Source organism: Cupriavidus sp. DL-D2, from assembly GCF_039710735.1.
Lineage (GTDB): Bacteria > Pseudomonadota > Gammaproteobacteria > Burkholderiales > Burkholderiaceae > Cupriavidus.
The window spans coordinates 1-23,132 of the sequence record NZ_JBDKXK010000037.1 but is presented as its reverse complement, the minus strand read 5'-3'; the positions used below and the strand labels follow the sequence as shown (position 1 = coordinate 23,132).

Here is a 23,132-nt window from a genome sequence, read left to right as displayed (position 1 = left end):
GGCAAGCCTCTAGCTGTCCTGCACACAAAAAAACTGACAGGCCCCTGAAAACTGCCGACAGCGCAGATCAACTGCCCAAAGACACCGCTCGCACTGGGTCGACATGCGTCATCACGTTAAGCACGTCATCCCGCTCCATCGCCCGACGCCGCGCCTCCGTGGCAATCGCATGCCCCTGCTCGACGGTCAGGTCCGCAGGAATTTCCAGATGCACGTCGACCAGAATCATGTCGCCCATCTTGCGCGTCTTCAGATCGTGCAGACCCAGTAGTCCCGGTGTTTCCAGCATCGTGGAACGCAATTCGGCAACGATGTCTTCATCGACGGCACGATCCATCAAATCGCTCATCGCATCCCAGCCGAATCGCACACCCATCCGCGACACCATCAACCCCACGACAATTGCCGCCACGGGATCGAGTACGTGATAGCCGAGCAGATTGCCGCCGATACCCAGCGCCACCACCAGCGATGACGCCGCATCCGATCGCGCATGCCAGGCATTGGCCACGAGCATGCTCGACCTGACCCGTTCCGCCACCCGCAGCAAGTATCGGAACAACAGCTCCTTGGAAGCCAGCGCCCCCAGCGCCACCCACAACGCCACGGCCTGCACCGGCTGCACGCCATCGGGATGCTCGATCTTGCCCACGGCCGCCCACAACATCCCCACACCCACCGAGAGCAGCAACACGCCCAACGCAAACGATGCCGCCGTCTCGAACCGATGATGCCCATAAGGGTGATCGTGATCCGCCCCCTTCCGGCTGTGATGCCCGGCAAACAGCACCACGAAATCGGAAACCAGATCGGACAGCGAGTGCAGCGCGTCAGCAACCAACGCCTGCGAACCCGCGACGATGCCGATGAAACCCTGCGCGGCGGTCAGTACGATGTTGACGACGACGCTGACGAGGGTAGAACGACGGCCGGCTAGGTGGCGGGCTTCGGGGTCGGTGGTTTCGGTGCGCGGGGGAAGCGGGGCTTGCTGAGCGGACATGGTGCGCCGGGAAGCTGAACGAGAGTCACACGGTATCACTTCCTGTCATCGCCCCCACAAACAGAAACGCCTCCACGAGGGAGGCGTCGGGCCGGAGATGCGATCTCCGGCGGGATGGATGCGGTTCAGGTATCTGGTGGACCGAAGGAGGATCGAACTCCCGACCTCTGCATTGCGAATCGCATTTGCACAATCGCAAGTAATCGATTGCAAACGGAATTCGATAGCCTTCCGGAATAAATCTGCATCCAAGTGGCGATAGCAATGCGCGCCCGAGGGGGCTGCCGCCCCAAGGGTGACCAGCCGCTACATGGGAAGGCGCGCTTCACCTCCTCTCTTCAATACTCGGATCTATATTCGTTTTGACCTTCCGTCCAAATCCCAGTCGCGACATAGTTCGATAGTCGTTCCCAAACGCCCCGAAGGCTGGGCTCATTCGGAAGTCTCCGCAATCGCACGGCTAGCTCCTGTACGTAGGTTCCGGCCAGCTTCCGTCCGGCGTCATCCCCTTGGAAGCGACGAACTACCCGCACATCGCCTTCCGCAAGGGACACGATTGGATAAACATCATCATTTGTGAGACTTTGATCCAGGCGCCGCAAAATGGTTTTAGCCTCATTCAGATAATTCATCGCGACGGCTTCACTCATAGACTTTGGAGCGACAATCAATAATTGCTGTGCAAGCGCATGCTCAGTATGTGCCATGGGGTACGCATCGCAAGCTGTCTGCAATTTCTCTAACGCCTCCGGATGCTCTCCGAAGTCCCGGTGAGCAAGTCCATATTGCAGCCAGAAAAGGCCATCCTGCTCGAATTTTTTTCGAGCGATTTATAGAGTCCTATAATCAAGGATTTCTTCCCCTTCAACGCCATTCGAAGGAAGTTATGATTTATGATTCCCTTATAAATCCGCGCTTCCTTCTTAGTTATGTGTTTGATAACAGGGGAAGAGTACTGGGAGAACGCGGCGAGAAGGCCGCGCGTTGCACGATCCATCATATTCGGATCGACTACGTGGTCAATCAAGTGGTGAACATAAACTGGATGCCTAACGGAGAATTTCGCATGGTCATGTAGCACAATGCCAGCCAAATTCCGCTCAAAGGACGGAAGTTGCCCAAGAAGTCCAACACTGATCAGCGCCCGTTTAATCAACTCTTCGGAGGCCGACGCACGATTTACGGTTGCTAACCCGACTATCAGCATAAATAGGCGCTCGTCGTCAGATCGAAGGGAGGTGTAATCGTCTTCGACAATCTTCTCGAATCCCCTACCCGCCGTTGCTTCCCACATCGCGATCAATAACTGTTTTCTCGCCCGAACCATCAGCTCATTGAGGCGCTCCTTTGGCTTCAATTGTGCCAATCGCGTCCACGATCCATATTTTTCAATTTTATCGAGTATAGCAACCGCATCCTTTTCGCTAAAATCTCGAATAAAAATTGGCTGAATTGTCAAATTTCGCAATTTTCCGGAAGCTCTTCTACTCCAAATATTTTCGCGTTCGGCACCAAATATTTTGATTCTCGGAAAGCTGGCAATGGAAAATGCCGCATTAATATCATCCGCACTCGCATCTAAGTTGTCGATCGCCACAAATATGGACGAGATGCTCTCAGGGCTAGATTCTTCAATTGCCTTTAGGGTCCCAGGAAGATCCTCTAAGGGTTCAGACAGATGATAGACCGCATGCCCCGAAATTTCGGAAAGCCGCAATGCCGCTTGCATCAGGATGGTAGATTTTCCTGATCCAGCTGGCCCAATGATGGGAAGCAGCGGCTGGGACGATGGAATATTTGTGATGGCAGCAACAACAACGTCCAACACCTCCAGGTCCGCAGGGACCTCCATCAAAATATCTGACCAAGTCGGATAAAATCCTTTGTAGAAGTTTCTAATTTGATCGGATTGAATCAATTCTCCACCGGAGACCAGTAAACTCCGACGGACAAGCGTGACACCTTCAAAAAGCTCCGCGTACCCTTTCTTGTTTTCGCCATTCCCAAGTATCGCGGCAAGTTGAGGAACATTTGCTATAGCGACATCTTTCATCGTTGGCGGCTTGGGAAACTCCCCCTTCAACCACGTTGTGAAATCTTCGAGAGTACCAGATACGTGATGGATATTATAATTGAGTAGATCGAGCTTCTGAATTTCAGTTGCACTTGGGGTTATGACGAAACTAATTCCTGCCTGTTTTCCATGCAACTCCTTATACCGTTCAATATGGTATTTTAGGAGTGGCTCATCAAGAGCTGTGCCGATAAAAAGAAAAGGATGGCCCAAAAAATCAGATGCTGATTGCTCGTACCATGGCATGGTCCGAGCGGTGGCCTTGGCGTATTCCGCTGGCGAAAATATTATTCCATCGGAAAGTCGATCGATTGATCCATTGAGCTTAATATAATCCAGTCTGCTAAAAAATTGATCTTGATCCTTAATATTGTCGTTGGCAATGAATTTCTCTACATTTTGATTCGACACTTTTATCAACGCCGTATCGAGCGCGTCGTCAATGTTGAGCGTGTAGATTCTTCGCCAAACGAATTCGGCGATCGTTAAATATTCGCTTGAGGGCCGCGCGTGCCGTAGACAAGATTCCAAAAAGACATCTAGCCGCGATTGAAGCTTATTTCGAACAGCAGAGTAAACGACAGTCAAATTTTCGTCGGAATAAGGAAGAGATGCCTCTTTGGCTAGTTGTGCGGCCAACTGGTAGCCATCTAGCAACAATTTCCCCGAGCGATCTCTGCTCGTTTTTGATGCCCCCGCTCCCAAAAAAAGAATCAGGTCTCCACTCTTAATTGCGGATTTAATGTCTTCGTTCATGTTAAAGATATATTATGGAAAGCAATTTATAAAGCACGAGCCGATCGATGAAAGGTATGGACAAAAAAACGTGGCGATGCATGACAAATTTAGACGCATCTTTATACTGGAGAAATACCTATGGCATCTTCTATCTCGAACAATCAATATGCAGCGTTGTTGAACAGATACCAGTCTTGCACTCCCCAATGAACTTTAATGCATATTATTGTACGATTTTAATAAATTCTGCATACCCCGCGAGAGGGGAGTTATCGCCAAGGGTTTCAAATCCGAATATTCGTTGGCGTCAATCTCGGGCGCCAATCAATCCACTGAAGGGTCATCTTTTCTCGCCAAGGCTGGCATCGACGACAAGCCATATAAGAGCTTCATGTTGAACGGCTAATTAGAGAGGTAAGTGTTGCGACGTGGGGCGACCGAAGCGAGACCGTGTCTCATGTATTGTCCTCACGTGGGCGGCTGTACTTATGGTCTTGAGATGTATACTTGGCGTTCGCGCTGTTTGAGTTACCAACTGCTAGGGCAGGATAAATCATTGAGTAATGGGTAGCGAACGTAATCAGATACAACGTGGAGCGGGGAAGTTGTGCCTGTCGCCGATCATGAATCTGTACAACGGCGAGATCGTCGCCTGGCAAAGCTACATACTCTCCGCCTTTGATCTGGTCTGGCCAGGTCGGCGGCATCCTGAAGAAGGCGCTCTCACACCTTAAACGTGGTGAACGGCCTCTGCTGCATTCGAAGCAGGGCCGACAATATCGGATGTTCGCCTATCGACGGCTCATATGCGAAGAGGGCCGTCGGAATATGTTCTGGGAAGGGTACTTGCCGCTACAATGCCGCGATGGAACGCTTCTTTGAAAACGCCCAAGTCGGAGTTCTTCGACCCGAACGAATTCGACAGCGTGGAGCGGTAGCAAGGTGAGATCCAGCGATACATTCACTACCACAACCACGAAAGTATCCGACAGAAACTAAAAGGGCTGAGTCTCGTGCAATGCAGAACCCAGCCCTTCCAAGCCTAGCCTTCTCGAACCGTCCAATTTCTGCGGTTCAGTTCACGCCCCGCGAGGCCTCGAAAACTCTTGATTGCTTGGTGGACCGAAGGAGGATCGAACTCCCGACCTCTGCATTGCGAACGCAGCGCTCTCCCAGCTGAGCTATCGGCCCGTGCGGTCGATTCTAGCCGAACTTCGAGCGGCCTTTCAATCGCATGGAACCAACACCTGAGGTGGGGTCAAGGCAGGATCAAACGGGTGCCATGCCGGGGTTGCCGTCCATGCCTTTTACGGTCGGCAGGTTCAGCGGTCGGGCGCTGACTTCCTTGTTCGATCGCAGCCATTGGGCCATGACGTCCCAGATCGGCGGGCCGCCAGCCTGGCGGGCGTCTTCGGCGACGGGGGCCCAGCCGGCTACCTTGTAGGTCTTGTCGGCGTCGATGGGCTGGCCGGCCAGGCGCATGTCGGTGATGCGCTGGCCCATCGCCCGGGTGGGGTCGATGGTGTATTGCAGGCCGCCCACGCGCACCATGTCGCCGCCTTGCTGGTAGTACGGGTCGGGATTGAACAGGTTGTCGGCCACGTCTTCGAGCACAGTCTTGATCGTGGTGCCGGACATCTGCGTGACCGTGGTGTACGGATAGGTGATGGCGGTCTGGTCCATCAGCGCTTCCATCGTGATCGGCTGGCCGGGCAGCAGCGTGGTGCCCCAGCGGAAGCCGGGCGAGAACGCGATCTCGGCGTCCTGCACGGCCATCAGGCCGTCGAGGATCAGTTGGTCGAAAGTGCCGTTGAAGTTGCCGCGCCGATACAGCAGGCCACGATTCACGGCGAGCACTTCGCCGAGCTTCGACTCGTACGGTGCGCGCACCTTGCGGATCAGCGCTTCCATCTGCGGATCGGCGGGCAAGTAGTTGGCGAAGACCGGCAGCAGCTTGTATCGGAAATCGGCCACCTTGCCGTTGCGGACGTCGAAGTCGAGCACGCCGAGGAACTTGCCGTTGGAGCCGGCGTTGGTCACCAGCGTGACACCGCCCGCGTTCTTCACGGATACCGGCTTCGGCACACCGTCATGCGTGTGGCCGCCCAGAATGGCATCGAGACCCCGCACGCGCGAGGCGAGTTTCAGGTCCACGTCCATGCCGTTGTGCGACAGCAGGACCACCACCTTCGCACCCTTGCCGCGCACTTCATCGATCACCTGCTGCAGGTTTTCTTCCTGGATGCCGAAGGTCCAGTCCGGCACCAGGTAGCGCGGATTGGCGATGGGCGTGTACGGAAACGCCTGGCCGATGATGGCCACCGGCACGCCGTTCATCTCGCGGATCACGTACGGATCGAAGACCGGATCGCCGAAGTCGTTGGTCTTCACGTTCTGCGCCAGGAACGACACGCGCCCCTTGAAATCGTTATCGACGATCTGCTTCACGCGCTCCGCGCCGAGCGTCATCTCCCAATGCGGCGTCATCACGTCCACGCCGAGCAGCAGCGCCGCATCGACCATGTCCTGGCCCTTCGTCCACAGCGCGGTGGCCGAACCCTGCCACGTATCGCCGCCATCGAGCAGCAGCGCACCGGGCCGGCTCGCCTTCATGCGTTGCACGAGCGTGGAGAGGTGCGCGAATCCGCCAACCTTGCCGTAGCGTCGCGCAGCCTCAGTGAAATCGAGATACGTGAAGGCGTGCGCCGTCGCGCTGCCCGGTGCGATGCCGTACGCGCGCAGGAACGCCTGTCCGACGAGGTGCGGTGGCTTGCCTGCCCACTCGGCCACGCCGAGATTCACGCTCGGCTCGCGGAAATGCACGGGGTTCAGTTGCGCGTGGCAATCGGTGAAGTGCAGCAGATGCACGTTGCCGAAGCGTGGCACGTTGTAGAGCCGCTCGGCCGCCTGCGCGGCCTGGGCGTCGCCACCGGAAAATGTCATGCCTCCGGCGCCGGCCACCGCCAGCACCTGCAGGAACTCGCGTCGGTTCATGCTGTTATCCGTTCGAATGCGTCAGGGCTTGCCGTAACGGGCCAGCGCCGCCACGTCATCGTCGATCATCTCGCCCACTTCCTTCTGCACCACGCGACCGTTGCCGTCGAGCACGTACAGTTCCGGCAAACCCCGGCGCGCGCCGAAGGCTCGGCGCAGTGCGTCGGAATCCATCGTCGCGGGGAACGTGTAGCCGCGCTGTTTCAGATACGCCTGCGCCTCGCGCGGATCGCGGTCGATGCTGATGGCCAGCACCTGCAGCTTCGTGCCGCGCGTCTTGTCGTACAGCGCCTGCAGCCTCGGATTCTGCAACGCGCAGAACGGGCACCACGTTGCCCAGAATTCGATCACCACCGGCTTGCCGGCCCAGTGCGAAGCGGGCACTGTGCTGCCATCGAGCAGCTTCAGTTCAGGCAGGCGGATGGTCTCGCCCACCTCGGCAGCCAGTGCCGGGGCAACGGTGAGCGCCATGGCGGCGGCGACAAGCCACCTCCGCATGCGCCGCGCCGCCGTTGCCATTACTGGTTGACCGGCGAGGCCGGGTCCAGCAGCAGCGCCATCACGTCGCGGATCTGCTGCTCGGTCAGGATGCCCTTATGCCCGAAACGCGGCATGTTCGAGCATGCGCTGTACGCGTTCGAATCCCAGATCTTGCCCCACGTGTACTTGACCACGTCCTGCGAGTTGCCGCGCAGTTTTCCGTAGTGGTAGAGCGAGGGGCCGATATTGCCGAACGAGATTTCTGCCTTGGTCAACTGGTGGCACGCGTAGCAGTTGGCGCCGTTGACGCCGCCCACCTGGTCGCTGAACTGCATGCCCCGGCCGTTCTGCGCGATCTTCTCGCCTTCCTTCCAGTTGCCGATGAAGTTGCTGTCAGCCGGGTACTTCACCTGCTTCAGTTCGGCGGCTTCCACCTTCTTGGCCAGCGGCGCCGGCACCTTGGTGCGGTCGGGATACTGGCTGCATGCCTTCTGCGTGGCGTCCTGGTTGATCACGCCCTCGACCGTGGCCGGTCCCTTCGACGTGAACGACGATTCGATCAACTGGCGGATGTCGGCGTCGGTGACCTTTGCAACTTTCTCGGCCTTCTCGGCCTTCGTACCCTTGGCTGCAGTTTGCGCATGGGCACCGCCAATCAGGCCGAGCGATGCGATCGATACCAGCGCCATCGTGTGGAGTGTCTTCATGTTCTTGTCTCCCGGCTCAGCGCTTCATGTTCGGACCATCGTACGTGCCGCCGTTGGCGTTCTTCGCCAAAAACATCGTCAGGGCGGTGATCACGTCCGAGCCATAGGCCGGTTCAGGAAAGCGCTGCTGGCGCAGGCAGTCGTACAGACGGTGCTGCATCGTGCGAACCTCGCCCTGCGACACCCGGTACGCCGGCCAGGTCGTGTACGCAGCCTGTGCGCCTTTCTCGGTCATCAGGTTCGGCAGGTCCTGCAGGCGGATGCGCTGGCCGTCCACCGCGTGGCACGTGGCGCAGGCAAAGTCGTACGCGCCGCCACGGTAGTAGAACATCTTCTGGCCGAGCGCATAGACGCGCTTCTCTTCGGCATGCTTGAGCTGGACGTTCATCTTCATGCCGCGCGATTCGCCCGTCACGAAGGCCGCCAGCCGCTCGATATCGGAAGGCTTGCCCGCCGACGAGAACGGGTTCTTCAGCGCCTCTTCCTGCGTCAGGCCCTGTAGCGTCACGCGGCAATAGGCCAGGCGCTGCTCCAGATCCATGACCTTGTTGGCATCCTTGAAGTAGCGCGGCAGTTCGGCGTATGCCCCCTTGGTCACGCCCGGCCCCTTGCCCAGGTCGCACTGTTCGAGCGAGGCATTCTTCGGACCGGCGGGCTTCTTCCACAGCTCTTCGCCCGCGGCTTCCCACAGTTCGGCGGGATTGCCTTCGGCCAGCATCTGCCGATACTTGGCGATTTCCTCGGCGGTCTTGTCCTGTGCCAGCGCAGGGCCGGACAGTGACGCGGCCACGACGGCAGCGGCTGCGGCCAGCGTGGCCAGCACCGCCGTCACGGCGCGGCGGGTGTTGCGCTCGGTAACCATTGGGGCGTTTCTCCTCGTCGTCTCGCCCTGGCGCCAACTGGCGCGCGGGCGGACCACTGTCTTGTTGGATCCGGCGGCTCGTTGCCGGATGTCATGCACAGCCGGTCAGGGCTTGATGTAGGCGTAGCCTTCCTCGAACTGCAACCGGGCCACTTCCACCACGCCGGCCTGCACGACCTTGGCGTCCATCAGCAGGTTCTGCTCGGAAATGCGGCGCGCGGTCAGCGTGTTGCGGCAGACGCGGAACTCCACGCCCGACGAACTCAGCGCCGCCACGGGCGCCTCGAACGTGTTGCCGCGCGCATCCTTCGCGCCCTCCACCAGGAAATCCACGCCAAAACCGAACGCCACCACCACGATCTTGGTGTCGGGCGCGCCGTTCAGGTGATTGCGCAGGTTGGCCATGGCGCGCACAGCCTGATCGTTGCCTTCGGACAACTGGTAGACCACCTTGACGCGGCCCTTGCTGCCGGAGGATGCCGGCGCGGGGGCCTGCTGTGCCGATGCCTTGGCCGTGAGGCCGATGGCGGCCAATGCCGCCGTGGCGCGAAAGAATGCTCGCCGCATAATGCTTCCTTGCTTCGCCGGATCAGGCGATGGTGGCCTCGTCGGTACGCTTGTCGCCGCGGTTGTCGACCCAGGTCACGGTGACCTTGTCGCCCTTGGCGCCGCCCTTGAACTTGAAATTCAGGAACGGGTCCTTCGACACGGCCGGACCGAACTGGGCCTGGAACACGTCTTTACCTTTGTAGCTGGCCGTCACGGTCTGGATATGCCAGGCCGGCACGGTCTTGCCGGAGGCGTCCTTGCGCTGGCCCGTCTCCATGTCGTGCTTCATCAGAATCTTGACGTCTACGACGCCGCCGTTTTCGGTGGCGCGAACGCGCATCGGGTCTGCCATGTGCTTCTCCTGTCAGCAGGGTTCTGGAAAATCAGTGCTCGAACTGTCTGGTGCCGGGCCTCAGCCGCCGCAACCACCCAGCGTGACCTTGATTTCCTTCGATGCCACGTACCACTTGCCACCGGCCTTCACGGCCGCATGCACCACGGATGTCTGGCCCATCTTCACGCGCGTGGACACGAACGGTTCGGTGCCGGCCGGGATGATGAAGTCGGCGGCCAGCGTGTTCGGATTCTTTTCCACGAGGATGGCGATCTGCTCGGTGTCCGGAATGTTGCTCGTCACGGCCACGGGCACCACGGCGCCGTTCTCGGCGATGTCGGGGGCGTTGAAATGGATCGCGCTGCTTTTCTCGGTGCCGCTGCCGCCGAGCGACTTGATCACGTCGGCCACGCTCTTGCCGTCGAAGGCAGCCTTGTTCCATTCGGCGGCTTGCGCCTCGCTGATCAGCCCGGTGGCTGCCATCAGCGACAGTACGGCGGTCATCCGCAGCACTTCACGTCGTTTTGTATTCATTTGCTTCCCGTACTATTCGTACCCGGTTTCTGTCGACCCCTGCGGTCCCCGGTGCGTCGCCGGGTCCTGCGCTTCATAAAACTGGCTGGTGCGCGGCGGACCGGCCAGGGCCGGCCCGTCCGCTGGCAGCGTGCTTACTTGGCCGGTGCGCCGGCCAGTACCCACTCCACTACCGTCTTCAGGTCTGCATCGCTGATGGCTGGGTTGGCCGGCATCGGCACCGGACCCCAGACGCCCGAACCGCCGCCCTTCACCTTGGCCGACAGCTTGGCCAGCGCGCCCTTGTCGCCCTTGTACTTGGCGGCCACGTCCTTGTAAGACGGGCCCACCAGCTTCTTGTCTACCTGGTGGCAGCCCATGCAGGCGTTCTTGTTGGCGATTTCCTGCGCCTTGGCGGCATCGACTGCGGCATGTGCGGACGCGCCGGCCACCAGCAACGCGGCGGCGATGACAAACTGCTTCATGTGTTGTGCTCCAAACTGAATGAGCCGTGGGGACGGCAAATGGCCGCGCTCGGACATCTCCGCGGCGCGGCGCGCGCTGGCCACCGTTGGGGCGGGCTTCTGAGGAGTGCCTCGTCGGTGAACGGTGAGGGCTCCACGGCATATGCGGCCAGCCCGCTATTTTGCCTCAAGAATTTGCGAGGCTACGGACAACGCCGTGATATCGATATGTACAAAAAAGGAGGGAATCGCCGCGATTTACCGAGTATTTGCGGGTTAACCCTCAATTTTCGGCAAAATTGGCCCGAAGTCAGCGCCGTGCCACGGCCCTGCCCGTCCCCAGTCGATTGCCGAACACATTCAGCAGCAACCCAACCATGACCACGGCAGCGCCTGCCCACTGGGCCAGACCCAGGTCCTCCCCCAGCAGCACGTGCGCCGACACCAGGCCCACCACTGGCACCAGTAGCGTCAGCGGCGCCACCTTGCTGGCGGGATAGCGGGTCAGCAGGCGGCCCCACATCGTGTAACCGAACAGCGTGGCGGCAAAGGCCAGGTAGCAGACAGCGAAGATCGCCTTGCCCGGCACATGACCCATGGCATCGACAATGCGCCCCGGCCCTTCGAACCAGAGCGACAGCAGCGCAAACGGAACGATCGGAATCAACGCGCCCCAGACGACAAGCCCCAGCAGGTCCACCGGGCCAATCTTCTTGCTGACGATGTTGCCCGTTGCCCAGCACAGCGCCGCGCACAGGGTCAGGATGAAGCCTGCGGCCGTCATGCCGCCCGGCCCGTGTGCGGCCCCACTGCCGATCAGCGCCAATCCGCCTGCGGCCACCGCCATGCCGGCAAGGTTGTGCCAGCGCAACGGTTCGCCAAGCCAGAACGCCGCGATGGCGACGGTGAAGAACACCTGCGACTGCAAGACCAGCGACGCCAGCCCGGCCGGCATGCCCACGGCCATCGCATAGAACAGGAACGCAAACTGGCCCAGGCTGATCGTCGCGCCATAAGCCACGAGCATGCGCAGCGGAATGCGGGGGCGCGGAATGAAGAAGATGGCGGGGAAGGCGACAAGGCAGAAGCGCAGCGTGCCGAGCAGCATCGGCGGTACGCCAACCAGACCTACCTTGATAACGACGAAATTGACACCCCAGACCACGATGATGGCCAAGGCAAGGAGACGATCTTTGGGTTGCATGATGTGGAGGGGGCGGCATCCCTGGGGGCGGGATGCTGGAGGGGGAAGGGTAACAGCTATGGGGGATGCGTGTGGCGGGTGTTGCTCCCCTCTCCCGCCTTGCGGGAGAGGGGAGCAAACCAGCGGGAGAGGGGCGTAGCCCGTGCCTCACCCCAACATATCCCCCCAGATACTCCTCGCCCAAGCCACCCCATACTGCCCTTCCAGCGCCGACGGCGCCGTCGACAACCCGCCTGATCCCGGTACGGTCAGCATCGTCTTCTCCGTGGCGTCGTAGCGATGGACGCTGGCGATGTGGATGGCCTCGGTGGCCGACGTGAAGCTGTAGCAGGTATTGGTATAAAGCGGCGCCGGGTCTGGCTGGCGCCCGGCGAGCAACTGGAGGATGGCGGCGGCCGCCACCTTGCCGTGCTGGCTCGCCATCGTGCCGGACTTGGGCATGAGCGGCGCGATCTGGATCGCGTCGCCGAGTACGTGGATATCCGGTGCCACACGCGAAGCCATGGTCAGGAAGTCCACCTCGCACCAGCGCCCGTTGGCCGTGGCGAGCCCAGCGGAGACGGCGATCGCGCCCGCACGCTGGGGCGGCAGGATATTGATGACGTCCGCCCGCACATCGTCCTGGACATCGAACTTGATCGTGCGCGTGACGGGATCGAGGTCCACGGTCTCATGCTGGGGCCGGTACTCGATCATGCCAGCGTAGCGCGTTTTCCAGACCTCGCGGAACAGCGCGCCCTTCGACGTGATATCGGCATTGGCGTCGAGCACCAGCACCTTGCCGCGCGGCTTGTGCTGCGTCAAATAGTCCGCCACCACGCAGGCGCGCTCGTACGGTCCCGGCGGGCAGCGGTACGGCGCGAGCGGGATCGTGATGGCAAAGGTGCCGCCGTCAGGCATCGCCGCGAGTTGTCGGCGCAGTGTCTCGGTCTCCGGACCCGCCTTCCACGCATGGACGAACTGGCTGCCTGCCGGCGTGGCCAGCCCCGGAATCGCACTGCGTTGCATCTCCACGCCGGGCGACAGCACGAGCCGGTCGTAGGGCAGTGTTGTGCCACCGGCCAGCCGGACCTGCCGCCGCGATGTGTCGATGGCGGCGGCGTGGTCGCGCACCACCTTCACGCCGTGCCGGCTGGCGAGCTTGTCATAGGCGATGGTGAGGTCGCCCAGTTGTCGGAAGCCCCCAACCACAAGGTTCGACAGCGGGCAGGAAACGAACGCGGCGTCCGGCTCAACAAGTGTGACATCCACCGCACCCTGGCTCCATGTGCGCAGATAGCGCGCCGCCGTGGCGCCGCCATATCCGCCGCCGATCACCACAACGCGTGCGGGTGCGGCGGCGCGGGCCATGGCGGGCGTGAGCATCCCGAAGGCCGAGGCGGCCAGCGCCGCCTTCAATACCGAGCGTCTGTGCATGGGCTATTTCTGATCCGCGAACCACGCGGCGATGGCGAGGATATCGGCGTCGCTGTAGCCCTTGGCGATCTGTGGCATCACGGTGCCCGGGCGCTTGCCATTCTTGTACTCGAGCATGATCTCGGTCAGCTCCGCACGAGGCCGGCCGGCCAGGGGAGGCACGGGACTGTCGGCGGGCGGGCGGCCATCGGTGCCGTGGCAGACGGCGCATGAGGCGGCCTGGTTGCGTGCCTGCTCCACGCGGGCACGCTGGGCTTCGATGGTCAGCTTGCCAGCATCGGCTGGCCCCGCAGTCATCGGCGCCGAAGCGGGTTGTGGGGATTGCGCCCACGCCATCGATGACAGGGACGCCAGCGCCATCGCGACGACACCGGCCATCCAGCGGGAGGACAACAGGTAACGCGGCGAAGGCTGCATGGCGATGCTCCGGTGGGGGCGACTTTTTCTGTCTTGTCCGATTCAGCTTAGGGCAGGTTGCGGCCCGGCGGCAACGCCACTGGCGACGTGACCGGCGCAGCCACAGGGCTTGTGGTGGCGCCCGACGAACCCATCGAGGCCGGGGCGTCCGACGTGACCGGCGCGTTGGGCTGGCTGCCCGGCACGGTCTGCACCGGGGCCGGCGTACCCACGGCATCGCTGCCCGTGTTGCCGTTCTGCGAACTGGAGGCCTGGTCCAGGCGGGCGCGCTCCGCTTCGCTCACGTAGTCGAACACCTTGACCACTTTCTGCACGCCGCTGGCATTGCGGGCCACGTCGGTAGCCTTGTCGCCCTCGCTTGTGGTGAGCACACCCATCAGGTACACCACGCCGTTCTCGGTGGTGACCTTGATCGAGTTGGCCGGCACGCCGTCCGCCGTCACCAGCAGCGTCTTGACCTTGCTGGTCAGGTACGTGTCGTTGCTGCGCGTCATGAAGTCAGGCGAAGTCGAGACTTCAAGCTCGTTCACCACCTCGCGCGCGTTGGGCAGGCCGCGTACATACTGCTCGATCTGCTGCTTGATCTGCGCGTTGGCCGCCTGGCCCGTCAGCAGTACCTTGCGGTTGAACACCGACGTGTTCACACGCGCCTGACTGCTGCTGTAGCGCGTGCTGAGCGTGCTCTCGATCTCCAGCTGCAGGCCGCGGTCGATGGTCTGCGTGCCCGTGGGCCGGCGATCGGTGGCCATGACCACGCCGGTGCCCACCGCACCAGCCAGTACCGGAAAGCAGCCGGCCAGTTGCGTGGCCGATACCACCAGGGCCGCCACGGTCACGGCCGTGCGCGCGGCGCGGGCCAGGGATGTCGTCTTCTGCGGAATCACGTTCGTCATGCGGTATATGGGTTCTGGGTAACGGGTGGAATGCCCGATGGGGTGGATCAGGGAATGCCTGTGTTTCATGCGGCGGGCGCAACGGCCGGCAGCCCCGCCTGTGGATATGGCTGTGGACTACCACTCAATATCTGTGCATAGCCTGTGGGCAGTCATGTGGATAACCCGGGATAACCTCGGCCATCTGCGTCATGCCTCTCCCAGGAGCGCTTCGTCGATCCCGTCGCACAGGCAGTGCAGTGTCAGGAGGTGCACTTCCTGAATGCGCGCCGTGCGGTCGCTGGGCGCGCACAGATGGATATCGAATTCTTCGAGCAGCGTGGCGATGCGTCCGCCGCCCTTTCCCGTCAATGCCACCACCGACATATCGCGCTGGTGCGCGGCCTGAATTGCCGCCACCACGTTGGCCGAATCGCCCGATGTCGACAGTGCCAGCAGGATATCGCCAGGCTGGCCCAGCGCCTCCACCTGCTTCGAGAACACCACGGAAAAATCGTAGTCGTTGCCGATGGCGGTCAGGATCGAGCTGTCGGTCGTCAGCGCAATCGCCGCCAGCCCCGGCCGCTCGCGTTCGAAGCGGCCGATCAGTTCTGCGGCGAAATGCTGCGCATCGGCCGCCGAGCCGCCGTTGCCGCAAGCCAGGATCTTGTTGCCGCTGGTCAGCGCCATCACCATGCGTTCCACGGCGGCGTCGATGTGCGGCGCCAGCAACGCGGCGGCATGCCGCTTGGTGTCGGCACTGTCCAGAAAATGCTGCTCGATGCTTTCAATGCTCATGGTCTAGTGTGACATCTGCACAATCCCGCGCATTATGACGCACGCATCGCGCAGGTGTTCCCGTCGAGTGAGGTCAGGTCGAACGCGCCGGGCAGCCACTCCAGCCGCCCAGGCTCCATCGCCACCACATCTATCCGGCAAGGTGGCACCCGATCGAGCGTGGCCAGGTAATGCGTGGCGGCCAGCAGTACGCGACGCTGCTTGGCTGGCGTGATGCTTTGCGCCGCCCCGCCGAAGCCGCGCCCGCCCCGCTGCCGTACCTCGACGAACACCAGCGTATCGTCCGGTGCGCGCATGATCAGGTCGATCTCGCCGCCTTTGCAGCGATAATTGCGCTCGATGGGCGCCAGGCCCTGCCGCTTCAGGTAGGCCAGCGCCCGGTCTTCCGCCAGCGCGCCGCGTGCCGTGGCCGTTTGTTGGCCTGTCTGTGTAGCCGTGCGGGTGGTCGATTGGAATGAGCGATTCAAAGGAAGTTCTCAAGCATGAGTGAATGGAACCAGCTGGCAGCCGGCCAGACCTACCCGCCCGGTACGCTCTACGTGGTGGCCACCCCGATCGGCAACGTCGCGGACCTGTCGCTGCGCGCGCTGCACGTGCTCGGCCTGGTGGATGCCATCGCCTGCGAAGACACGCGCAACACCGGGCAACTGCTGTCGCGCGTGGGGCTGCAACGTCCGCTGGTGGCTGTTCACGAGCACAACGAACGCGAAGCGGCTGGCAAGATCGTCGAACGGCTGCAGGCCGGCGAACGCATCGCCTATGTCTCCGATGCCGGCACGCCCGGCATTTCCGATCCTGGCGCGCGGCTGGTGGAAGTGGTGCGCGGCGCGGGTCTGAAGGTAGTGCCGCTGCCGGGTCCGAGCGCGGCGGTGACCGCGCTGTCCGTGGCGGGCGACATGCTTGAAGCCGGCGAAGGCCGCTTCAGCTTCATCGGATTCCTGCCCGGCAAGCCCAAGGCCCGCAACGACGCCATCACCGGGCTGGCTGCGCTCGATCATGCCTGGATCGTCTACGAGGCGCCGCACCGCATTGCCGATACGCTCGCTGCGCTGGCCGAGATCCTGCCGGCCACGCGCCGCATCCTGATCGGACGCGAGCTGACCAAGCTCTTCGAGGAAACGCCGGTCATGACCGTGGCCGAGGCGCCAGCGTGGCTGGCCGCCGAAGCTTCGCGCGGCAAAGGCGAGTTCGTACTGGTGATAGAGGGTGCGGGCCGTGCCGAACGAGCCGACGATGGCGCGCCCGATGCCGAGGCGCAGCGCGTGCTGAAACTGTTGCTGGCCGAGTTGCCAGCCAAGCGCGCCGCCAAGCTGGCGGCGTCGGTCACTGGCGCCAAGACCGATGCGCTGTACAAGCTGGCGCTGGCGATGCGCGGCGAGGACGATGCCGGTAACGAGGACTGAAACGAGGGTCGAAACGACAAACGGCACGCGCCGGAGCGTCGTGCCGTTTGAGACAAATCTGAAAATGCGAAGCTGAGGAAGGATGGCCGGGACATCGATGAGGGAGGGTTGACCGTTCCGCATCGCCCGTGGACGTCCTACTTGCGCTTCCTGGCCGTGGATTTCGCCTTGGCCTTGGCTTTGGACTTGGCCGGAACCAGCGTGCTGGCCGTTTCCGGCAAGTCGTCCGCGCCGCTGCCGTCGCCCGCCTCGGAGCCGCCAGCCTCGATGTTCGGACCCAGCGCCGCCACTTCGGTACGCGACAACCGGCGAATTTCTACCTGCGTCGCACCGTGATCCACGAAGTTCAGGCGCTTGGCCGCTGCATACGACAGGTCCAGGACCCGGTTGCCGTGATACGGGCCGCGATCGTTGATCCGCACCACCGCCACCTTGTTGTTGCGCAGGTTGCGCACCAGCACCCAGCTATCCAGCGGCAGCGACGGGTGGGCGGCGGTCATCGCACGCATGTCGAAGCGCTCGCCATTGGCAGTCTTGCGGCCATGGAAACCCTTGCCGTACCAGGACGCCATGCCGCGCTGCTCGAACGTACCCATGTCAGCGCGCAGGCCGTCGATCGACGATTGCGAAGGTGCATTGTCATCCGGCAGACCGAAGAGGTTCCAGCTGCCGCGATCATCGGACTTGGTCGCCGTGCCCGCGGACTTGTCGGTCTTGGGCTTCGACTTTGCCGTGCGCGTGGAGAGCGCAGTCGAAGTATCCGACGCGGTATCGCCCTCCCCCCCCGGTGGCGTCGCGCACGCAGCCATCACCAGCGCCGACACGATGATGGCGCATTGACGAAGGAAGCGATTGGACCCGGGCGCATCGGTGCGCACGGACCCCGGACGGAAGAGGGGCAGACTGATCATGCGCGCAGTCTAACATCGGTCGTTTGAAGCTATCACCTTGATTTTGTTACGAAATCTAATGCAACCGCATTCAAACGCCCGTCAATTCCCCGCAATCCACCGCCTGGCAAGGGATTGCGCCGATTGCTGCAGCGCTCAATCCAAGTGATCGTCATGTAACTTTGAGAATCGTCTCAAGTCCGATTCAAACGTTTCAGGCTTCAGTCAGTGACCGCCGACGGCATATCCGACGGCTACAATGGCCCACCCCCGAAACACTGCCGAACGTTCCGGATTGGGTGCAAAGTGCCCCCATTTCGCATGCCTTATCGCGCACAAAAATGAAAGTCCTCCTCATTCCCGTCACGCCATTCCAGCAGAATTGTTCGCTGCTGATCGACGACACTACGCAGCGCGCGGCCGTGTGCGATCCGGGCGGCGACCTCAACCGCATCGCCGAAGCCATCGCCGGGCACGGCGTCACACTTGAGAAGATCTTTCTGACGCACGGCCACGTGGATCACTGCGCAGGCGCCGCGGCACTGGCGCGGCAGTTTGGCGTGCCAATCGAAGGGCCGCACGAGGACGAGCGGTTCTGGATCGAGCAGTTGCCGGAGCAGACACGGCGTTTTGGTTTCGGCCATGCCGAGGTCTTCGAGCCCAATCGCTGGCTGGTGAACGGCGATACGGTGACGTTCGGCAGCGAGACGCTGGAGGTCTATCACTGCCCCGGCCATACGCCAGGCCACGTGGTGTTTTTCTCGCGCCCGAACAAGGTGGCGATCGTGGGAGACGTGTTGTTCGCCGGGTCGATCGGACGCACGGATTTTCCGCGCGGCAACCACGCCGACCTGATTCGCTCGATCCGTACGCATCTGTGGCCGCTGGGCGAGGACGTGACGTTCGTGCCGGGCCACGGGCCGGTATCCACGTTTGGCGAGGAACGCCGCAACAATCCGTTTGTGGCGGACCATCTGATCGACGCGGCCTGACGCATGGCGAAAAAACAGGCACCCGATACGCGCCCCGAGATCTACGTCAGCACCGATGTCGAGGCGGACGGGCCGATTCCCGGCCCACACTCGATGCTGTCGTTTGCCTCCGTGGCGATGCTGGCGGACAAGACCGTGCTCGGCACCTTCTCTGCCAACCTCGAAACGCTGCCCGGCGCCACCGGCCATCCCGTGCAGGTGGCGTGGTGGAAGACGCAGCCCGACGCCTGGGCCGCCTGCCGGCGTGACCTGGAGCGCCCCGAGGACGTGATGCCGCGCTACGTGGAGTGGGTGGAGAGCCTGCCCGGCAAGCCGGTCTTCATCGCGTTCCCGGCCGGGTTCGATTTCACGTGGATGTTCTGGTACATGATGCGCTTCGCTGGCCGGTCGCCGTTCGGCTGGGCGGCGCTGGACATCAAGACGATGGGCTTCGCGCTGACCGGCCGGCCCTTCCGGAAATCGGTCAAGGCCGCCTTCCCGGCGCATTGGCACGACCCGCTGCCGCACACCCATATCGCCCTCGACGATGCCCGCGAGCAAGGCGCGCTGTTCTGCAACATGCTCGCCGAATTGCGTACGCGGGAAACCCGGCTGGCGCAGTTGGACGCCACCAGCATCGAAACCAGCGAAAGCGATTCCTCACCTCCGGCCTCGCAGCCAGACTGAGTGGTCGGGCGTACGCGACATCGGGACCACATTTCCGCCGCGTCTCCTATATTGGAAGTGTGCAAACGACGGCGCTGGGGAAATGTCCCACGGCGATCCCACCGGGTGAGCAACAGTGCGCCGAGGAGGTGTGACCATGCGATTCCATCCCGATCTCCACTTCAAGGACGCTGCCGGCAAGTTGCACTGGCCACACTGGTCACATGGCGCGCACGCGCGCCCCGATGTCGTCGTTCATCATCATTCGGTCACGGAAGATGCCGAGGTTGCCCAGGCGCTGGTCTATGTCAGCGTCATCACGGCACTCGTGCTGCTGGCCGTGCTGGCCGGCATCAGTTTCGGTCAGGAGGCCATGCACTGGCTGGGTGTTGCATAAACGACGACTCGCCTGAAGCGATTCGCCTGACTGACCGGCCGGCCTCCGTTGCGGAGGCCGGTTTTATTTGTGCGACGCAGCGAGCTGATTTACTTCAACAAGGGCTCGACGTTTTCCGGCGGTCGACCAATGACCGCGCGGCGGTTGCGTACGACCACGGGACGTTGCAGCAGAATGGGGTTGTCGGCCACGGCAGCCAGCAGTTCGGCGTCGGTCAGGCCCTCGTCGGCCAGATCCAGCTCCTTGTAGGCGTCCTCGCCGTTGCGGATCATCTCGCGCACCGGCACGCCCAGCATCGTATGCAGCTGACGCAGCGTGGCCAGCGATGGCGGCGCTTTCAGGTATTCGACGATCTCCACCGGCTCGCCCAGACGCTCGGCGGCGCTCTCCACCAGGGTCAGGGTCTCGCGCGATTTGGAGCAACGCGGGTTGTGATAGATCGTGATCATGGCTTCCTCCAGCCTGCTTGCAGATTCGGGGGCACGCCGTTGGTTTGCCCCCGTCGGATTGCACCATTTCTGCGCTTTTGAGTATCCCCGCATCATATACAACCCGGCACGCCCCAGTCGCGGTAAGGTTTCGGTGTGGCGCGCGCACCTCGCTCTGCGTTGCCGCGCATCGCTGATCCATTGCCATGGCATCCCGCCGTGGTGTTTTCCTGCCAAGAACCATCGTGTCCTCCGCTGCCGCCGCCCCCCTCCGCCACCCCTTCCAGTTGCGCGACGCCACCGCCGCCGACGTGCCCGCCATCCACGCCATCTACGCGCACCACGTGCAGCATGGCCGCGCGTCCTTCGAGGAAGTTGTTCCTGGCGTGGACGACATGCAGTCGCGGATGGCCGAGGTGCATCGCAAGGGGCTGCCGTATATCGTGGCCGAGCGCGATGGCGAGATCGTGGGCTACGCCTACGCGTCGAGCTACCGCGCCCGCAGCGCCTATCGCTTTGCCATCGAAGACTCGATCTATATCGACCATCGCCATACCGGAGCGGGCCTGGGCCGCGCGTTGTTGTCCGAACTGATTGCCCGGTGCGAGACTGGTCCGTGGCGTCAGATGGTGGCCGTGGTGGCGCTGACCCGGAGCGGCGAAGGCGCGGGCTCGGTAGCCGTGCATGAACGGCTCGGCTTCCGTACCGTGGGCCGGCTCGAATCGGTGGGCCTCAAGCATGGCCAGTGGATCGACACCGTGCTGATGCAGCGCCCGCTCGGCCAGGGGAACGAAACGGTGCCGCGTCCCGAAGAATTGCGCGGGTAAGGCTATGCCGCTTCAAGGAAGCCCGGCAGCGCGGTGTCGCACCACGCTTCCAGTTGCTCGAAGGCGCGCGTGACGGCTTCCGGACGCACCATGCCTTCAAGCCGCATGACTTCCACGCGTTTCAGGCCGATGATTTCCAGTACGTACTTCAGGTAAGGCGTGAAGAAATCCTGCTGGCTGCCCTCGCCTTCATGGAAGCGGCCGCCGCATGACACGATGGCCAGCACCGGACGATCACGCAGCAGCGGCAGCTTGCCCTGCGGCGAGCCGGCAAAGGTGCGCTCCGGCCGCACCACAAGGTCGATCCATGTCTTGAGCGTGGCCGGCACCGTGAAGTTGTGAACCGGCGTGGTGATCAACACGATGTCCGCCGCCTGCAGTTCGGCGATCAGCGTTTCGGACAGCGCCAGCGCGGCGGGATCTGCGTCGGTGCGCTTGGCCGCCTCGACCATATTGGCGTGCGTGAAATCGGCGCCGATGGGCGGCAGCGGATCGGCGGCCAGGTCCCGCTCGACCACGGTCAGGTTGCCGCACTGCGCGGCCAGTTGCTCGCGCACGCGCTGGCCGGCGCGCCGGCTGGTCGATTGGTCGCCGCGCGGGCTCACATTGAGGTGCAGAAGGGTTGTCATGGTTCAGGTCTTCGATTCGATGGGGAAGTAGAAGCGCAGCGCACGCGCCAGCAGCCCGTTGCGGTAATAGAAGCGGTGGCCCAGCACATTGGTCAGCGGCGTATCGAGCACGAGTTGCGTGCAGCCCGCCGCCTCGGTCTGCGTCTTGAGCCAATCCATCAGCCGTTGCCCGTACCCACCGCTGCGCGCGTTGGCGTCGGTCACCAGATCGTCCACGTAGAGATGCCGGCCCACGATCAGGTTGTCGGCGATGCGGTAGCCGGCCAGCGCCATGAGGCGATCCCCCTCCCAGATACCAGCGAGGCGATAGCCATCGGCAGTCTGGCGCTTCCAGCGCGTCACCAGTTCGGCCGCGTCCGCCAGGTGCGGACGCAGTTGGTGCATCAGCGGGAAAGCGGCAATAACCTGCTCATCGGATTCGAGTACAACGATACGGGCGCTCATCATCGGGCTCCCTGCTCCGCCGGCGGCGGCGGAAAGTGCAGGCCCACGGCGATACGGTTCCACGCGTTGATCGACGCCACGGTGGCGGCCAGGAACACCATTTCGCGCTCGTCGAAGACGCTGCGCGCCTCGGCCAGCGCGGCATCGCTCGCGAATGGATCGGTCATGCGCGTCATGGCTTCGGCCCAGCCCAGCGCGGCAGTTTCGCGGTCGGTGTAGATGCCGGCGTCGCGCCAGCCGGCCAGGAGGTCGAACTTGCGCGGATCGATATCGAGCTTGCGTGCGATGTTCAGGTGGAACTGCAGGCAGAACGCGCAGCCGTTGATCTGTGAAACGCGCAGCTTGACCAGTTCGGTCAGCGCCTTGTCGAGGCCGGACGCGGCCACTGCCTTGCTGACGCCGCCGAGCGACGCATAGACGTCGGGGGCAGTCTGCGCGAAAGTCTGGAAATCCATGCGTGGCTCCTTCGGGTAAGATGTCAGAGTTCGAACAACAATGTCAGAACTCTAACATCATGAGCAAGACCCTGCCGAAAGAAGGGAGAAAGGAAAAGAAGAAGAAGGCTGCGCCGCCTGCCGAGGCGGTCACCATTCCCGCACCCGGCGAAGGCAAGCGTGGCGAAAGCGGCTATCTGGCGTACCTGTTACGCCAGGCCAGCGCAAGCAACCGCCTGCGGCTGGAGCGCGCACTGGCCGATCTCGGCGTGACGGTGCCGCAGTTTTTTGTGTTGACGATGCTTGGTGCGTATCCGGGTATCTCGGGCGCCGATGTGGCGCGGCTCGCACTGCTGACGCCGCAGACGGTGAGCGTGATCATCAGCAATCTGGAGAAGCTCGGCGCCATCGAACGGCAGCCGCATCCGGTGCATGGTCGGATTCAGACGATTGGGTTGACCGATGCGGGGCGGGAGTTGCTCGGTGGGTGCAAGACGCGCGCGAGCGAGGTAGACCGTGAATTGCGGGCGAATCTGACAGCCGAAGAGGAGCAGATTGTGCGGCGGTGGCTGGTGAGCCAGGCGGTGGTGGGGGGTGTGGCGGAGTAAGTCAAACTCCGGT

At 62.3% G+C, this 23,132-nt stretch carries 28 protein-coding genes and 1 tRNA gene; 6 read left to right on the top strand and 23 right to left on the bottom strand.

Translation table 11 applies throughout. The annotated features are described in order from the left end of the window. Positions 1-67: 67 nt before the first annotated feature. The 18 genes from ABDB81_RS19525 to ABDB81_RS19440 all read right to left on the bottom strand — a co-directional run bounded on the left by ABDB81_RS19525 (position 68) and on the right by ABDB81_RS19440 (position 15,889). Entirely contained in the window at positions 68-1,000 is a 933-nt protein-coding gene (locus tag ABDB81_RS19525) for a cation diffusion facilitator family transporter (protein WP_346812963.1), read from the bottom strand. Between the two features lie 338 nt (positions 1,001-1,338). After that, complete coding sequence (locus ABDB81_RS19520; protein ID WP_346812961.1) at positions 1,339-1,707, bottom strand: hypothetical protein; 369 nt, start codon at positions 1,705-1,707, stop codon at positions 1,339-1,341. A gap of 32 nt (positions 1,708-1,739) precedes the next feature. Beyond that, on the bottom strand, positions 1,740-3,830 hold the full coding sequence (locus ABDB81_RS19515) for an SIR2 family protein (protein WP_346812960.1): 2,091 nt from the start codon (positions 3,828-3,830) through the stop codon (positions 1,740-1,742). A gap of 1,097 nt (positions 3,831-4,927) precedes the next feature. Next, positions 4,928-5,003: transfer RNA gene (locus ABDB81_RS19510), tRNA-Ala, on the bottom strand. A gap of 78 nt (positions 5,004-5,081) precedes the next feature. Continuing rightward, entirely contained in the window at positions 5,082-6,806 is a 1,725-nt protein-coding gene (gene soxB, locus ABDB81_RS19505; RefSeq protein ID WP_346812959.1) for a thiosulfohydrolase SoxB, read from the bottom strand. 21 nt (positions 6,807-6,827) lie between these two features. After that, positions 6,828-7,304 carry a TlpA disulfide reductase family protein gene (locus ABDB81_RS19500; RefSeq protein WP_346812958.1) on the bottom strand — a complete coding sequence of 159 codons (477 nt, stop codon included), beginning with the start codon at positions 7,302-7,304 and terminating at the stop codon, positions 6,828-6,830. 20 nt (positions 7,305-7,324) lie between these two features. After that, positions 7,325-7,993, bottom strand: a complete 669-nt coding sequence (gene soxX, locus ABDB81_RS19495; protein ID WP_346812956.1) for a sulfur oxidation c-type cytochrome SoxX — start codon at positions 7,991-7,993, stop codon at positions 7,325-7,327. A 16-nt stretch (positions 7,994-8,009) separates the two neighbouring features. Then, positions 8,010-8,855, bottom strand: a complete 846-nt coding sequence (gene soxA, locus ABDB81_RS19490; protein ID WP_160473102.1) for a sulfur oxidation c-type cytochrome SoxA — start codon at positions 8,853-8,855, stop codon at positions 8,010-8,012. A 105-nt stretch (positions 8,856-8,960) separates the two neighbouring features. Then, positions 8,961-9,422: a DsrE family protein gene (locus tag ABDB81_RS19485; RefSeq protein ID WP_137928386.1), complete on the bottom strand. Its 462-nt coding sequence runs from the start codon at positions 9,420-9,422 to the stop codon at positions 8,961-8,963. 22 nt (positions 9,423-9,444) lie between these two features. After that, a complete protein-coding gene (gene soxZ, locus ABDB81_RS19480; RefSeq protein ID WP_137928385.1) occupies positions 9,445-9,756 on the bottom strand; it encodes a thiosulfate oxidation carrier complex protein SoxZ in 312 nt (103 codons plus the stop codon). Positions 9,757-9,816: 60 nt separating this feature from the next. Beyond that, positions 9,817-10,272 carry a thiosulfate oxidation carrier protein SoxY gene (gene soxY / locus ABDB81_RS19475; protein ID WP_137928384.1) on the bottom strand — a complete coding sequence of 152 codons (456 nt, stop codon included), beginning with the start codon at positions 10,270-10,272 and terminating at the stop codon, positions 9,817-9,819. Between the two features lie 134 nt (positions 10,273-10,406). Then, positions 10,407-10,736, bottom strand: coding sequence for a c-type cytochrome (locus ABDB81_RS19470; protein ID WP_137928383.1), 330 nt, complete (start codon positions 10,734-10,736; stop codon positions 10,407-10,409). A 289-nt stretch (positions 10,737-11,025) separates the two neighbouring features. After that, on the bottom strand, positions 11,026-11,919 hold the full coding sequence (locus ABDB81_RS19465) for an EamA family transporter (RefSeq protein ID WP_137928382.1): 894 nt from the start codon (positions 11,917-11,919) through the stop codon (positions 11,026-11,028). Positions 11,920-12,066: 147 nt separating this feature from the next. Continuing rightward, complete coding sequence (locus ABDB81_RS19460) at positions 12,067-13,335, bottom strand: NAD(P)/FAD-dependent oxidoreductase (protein ID WP_346812955.1); 1,269 nt, start codon at positions 13,333-13,335, stop codon at positions 12,067-12,069. Between the two features lie 3 nt (positions 13,336-13,338). Further along, positions 13,339-13,752: a c-type cytochrome gene (locus ABDB81_RS19455; RefSeq protein ID WP_237380200.1), complete on the bottom strand. Its 414-nt coding sequence runs from the start codon at positions 13,750-13,752 to the stop codon at positions 13,339-13,341. A 47-nt stretch (positions 13,753-13,799) separates the two neighbouring features. Beyond that, the gene (locus ABDB81_RS19450) at positions 13,800-14,645 is read right to left on the bottom strand and encodes a BON domain-containing protein (protein ID WP_137928536.1); all 846 of its coding nucleotides are present in this window, start codon (positions 14,643-14,645) and stop codon (positions 13,800-13,802) included. A 189-nt stretch (positions 14,646-14,834) separates the two neighbouring features. Beyond that, a complete protein-coding gene (locus ABDB81_RS19445; protein WP_137928537.1) occupies positions 14,835-15,422 on the bottom strand; it encodes a phosphoheptose isomerase in 588 nt (195 codons plus the stop codon). Between the two features lie 32 nt (positions 15,423-15,454). Then, a complete protein-coding gene (locus tag ABDB81_RS19440; protein WP_137928538.1) occupies positions 15,455-15,889 on the bottom strand; it encodes a YraN family protein in 435 nt (144 codons plus the stop codon). A gap of 15 nt (positions 15,890-15,904) precedes the next feature. On the opposite strand from ABDB81_RS19440, the gene rsmI reads away from it, so the two are divergent. Then, positions 15,905-16,825, top strand: coding sequence for a 16S rRNA (cytidine(1402)-2'-O)-methyltransferase (rsmI, locus tag ABDB81_RS19435; RefSeq protein ID WP_137928539.1), 921 nt, complete (start codon positions 15,905-15,907; stop codon positions 16,823-16,825). A gap of 137 nt (positions 16,826-16,962) precedes the next feature. Here the strand turns inward: rsmI and ABDB81_RS19430 are convergent, their stop codons facing one another. Beyond that, positions 16,963-17,736 (bottom strand): septal ring lytic transglycosylase RlpA family protein, encoded by a 774-nt coding sequence (locus ABDB81_RS19430; RefSeq protein WP_171020533.1) that lies wholly within the window; start codon positions 17,734-17,736, stop codon positions 16,963-16,965. 320 nt (positions 17,737-18,056) lie between these two features. Here ABDB81_RS19430 and ABDB81_RS19425 point away from each other — a divergent pair, with 320 nt between their 5' ends. From ABDB81_RS19425 to ABDB81_RS19415, 3 genes are all read left to right on the top strand, one after another. Next, positions 18,057-18,707: an MBL fold metallo-hydrolase gene (locus ABDB81_RS19425; protein ID WP_346812954.1), complete on the top strand. Its 651-nt coding sequence runs from the start codon at positions 18,057-18,059 to the stop codon at positions 18,705-18,707. Between the two features lie 3 nt (positions 18,708-18,710). Beyond that, positions 18,711-19,373 (top strand): exonuclease, encoded by a 663-nt coding sequence (locus ABDB81_RS19420; protein ID WP_137928541.1) that lies wholly within the window; start codon positions 18,711-18,713, stop codon positions 19,371-19,373. A gap of 136 nt (positions 19,374-19,509) precedes the next feature. Beyond that, positions 19,510-19,749: a hypothetical protein gene (locus ABDB81_RS19415; protein ID WP_137928542.1), complete on the top strand. Its 240-nt coding sequence runs from the start codon at positions 19,510-19,512 to the stop codon at positions 19,747-19,749. Positions 19,750-19,838: 89 nt separating this feature from the next. On the opposite strand, the gene arsC is transcribed toward ABDB81_RS19415, so the two are convergent. Beyond that, on the bottom strand, positions 19,839-20,198 hold the full coding sequence (gene arsC / locus ABDB81_RS19410; protein WP_137928543.1) for an arsenate reductase (glutaredoxin): 360 nt from the start codon (positions 20,196-20,198) through the stop codon (positions 19,839-19,841). 185 nt (positions 20,199-20,383) lie between these two features. Here arsC and ABDB81_RS19405 point away from each other — a divergent pair, with 185 nt between their 5' ends. Further along, positions 20,384-21,004, top strand: a complete 621-nt coding sequence (locus tag ABDB81_RS19405) for an N-acetyltransferase family protein (RefSeq protein WP_346812953.1) — start codon at positions 20,384-20,386, stop codon at positions 21,002-21,004. Between the two features lie 2 nt (positions 21,005-21,006). Here ABDB81_RS19405 and ABDB81_RS19400 read toward each other — a convergent pair whose 3' ends face one another. The 3 genes from ABDB81_RS19400 to ABDB81_RS19390 are packed head-to-tail and all read right to left on the bottom strand — an operon-like array spanning position 21,007 to position 22,532. Next, on the bottom strand, positions 21,007-21,633 hold the full coding sequence (locus ABDB81_RS19400; RefSeq protein WP_346812952.1) for an NAD(P)H-dependent oxidoreductase: 627 nt from the start codon (positions 21,631-21,633) through the stop codon (positions 21,007-21,009). A gap of 3 nt (positions 21,634-21,636) precedes the next feature. Beyond that, complete coding sequence (locus tag ABDB81_RS19395) at positions 21,637-22,077, bottom strand: GNAT family N-acetyltransferase (protein WP_212745289.1); 441 nt, start codon at positions 22,075-22,077, stop codon at positions 21,637-21,639. After that, positions 22,077-22,532, bottom strand: a complete 456-nt coding sequence (locus ABDB81_RS19390) for a carboxymuconolactone decarboxylase family protein (RefSeq protein WP_346812951.1) — start codon at positions 22,530-22,532, stop codon at positions 22,077-22,079. The genes ABDB81_RS19395 and ABDB81_RS19390 overlap by 1 nt, the downstream gene beginning before the upstream one ends. Positions 22,533-22,591: 59 nt before the next feature. Here ABDB81_RS19390 and ABDB81_RS19385 point away from each other — a divergent pair, with 59 nt between their 5' ends. Beyond that, positions 22,592-23,119 carry a MarR family transcriptional regulator gene (locus ABDB81_RS19385; protein WP_346812950.1) on the top strand — a complete coding sequence of 176 codons (528 nt, stop codon included), beginning with the start codon at positions 22,592-22,594 and terminating at the stop codon, positions 23,117-23,119. Positions 23,120-23,132 lie beyond the last annotated feature (13 nt).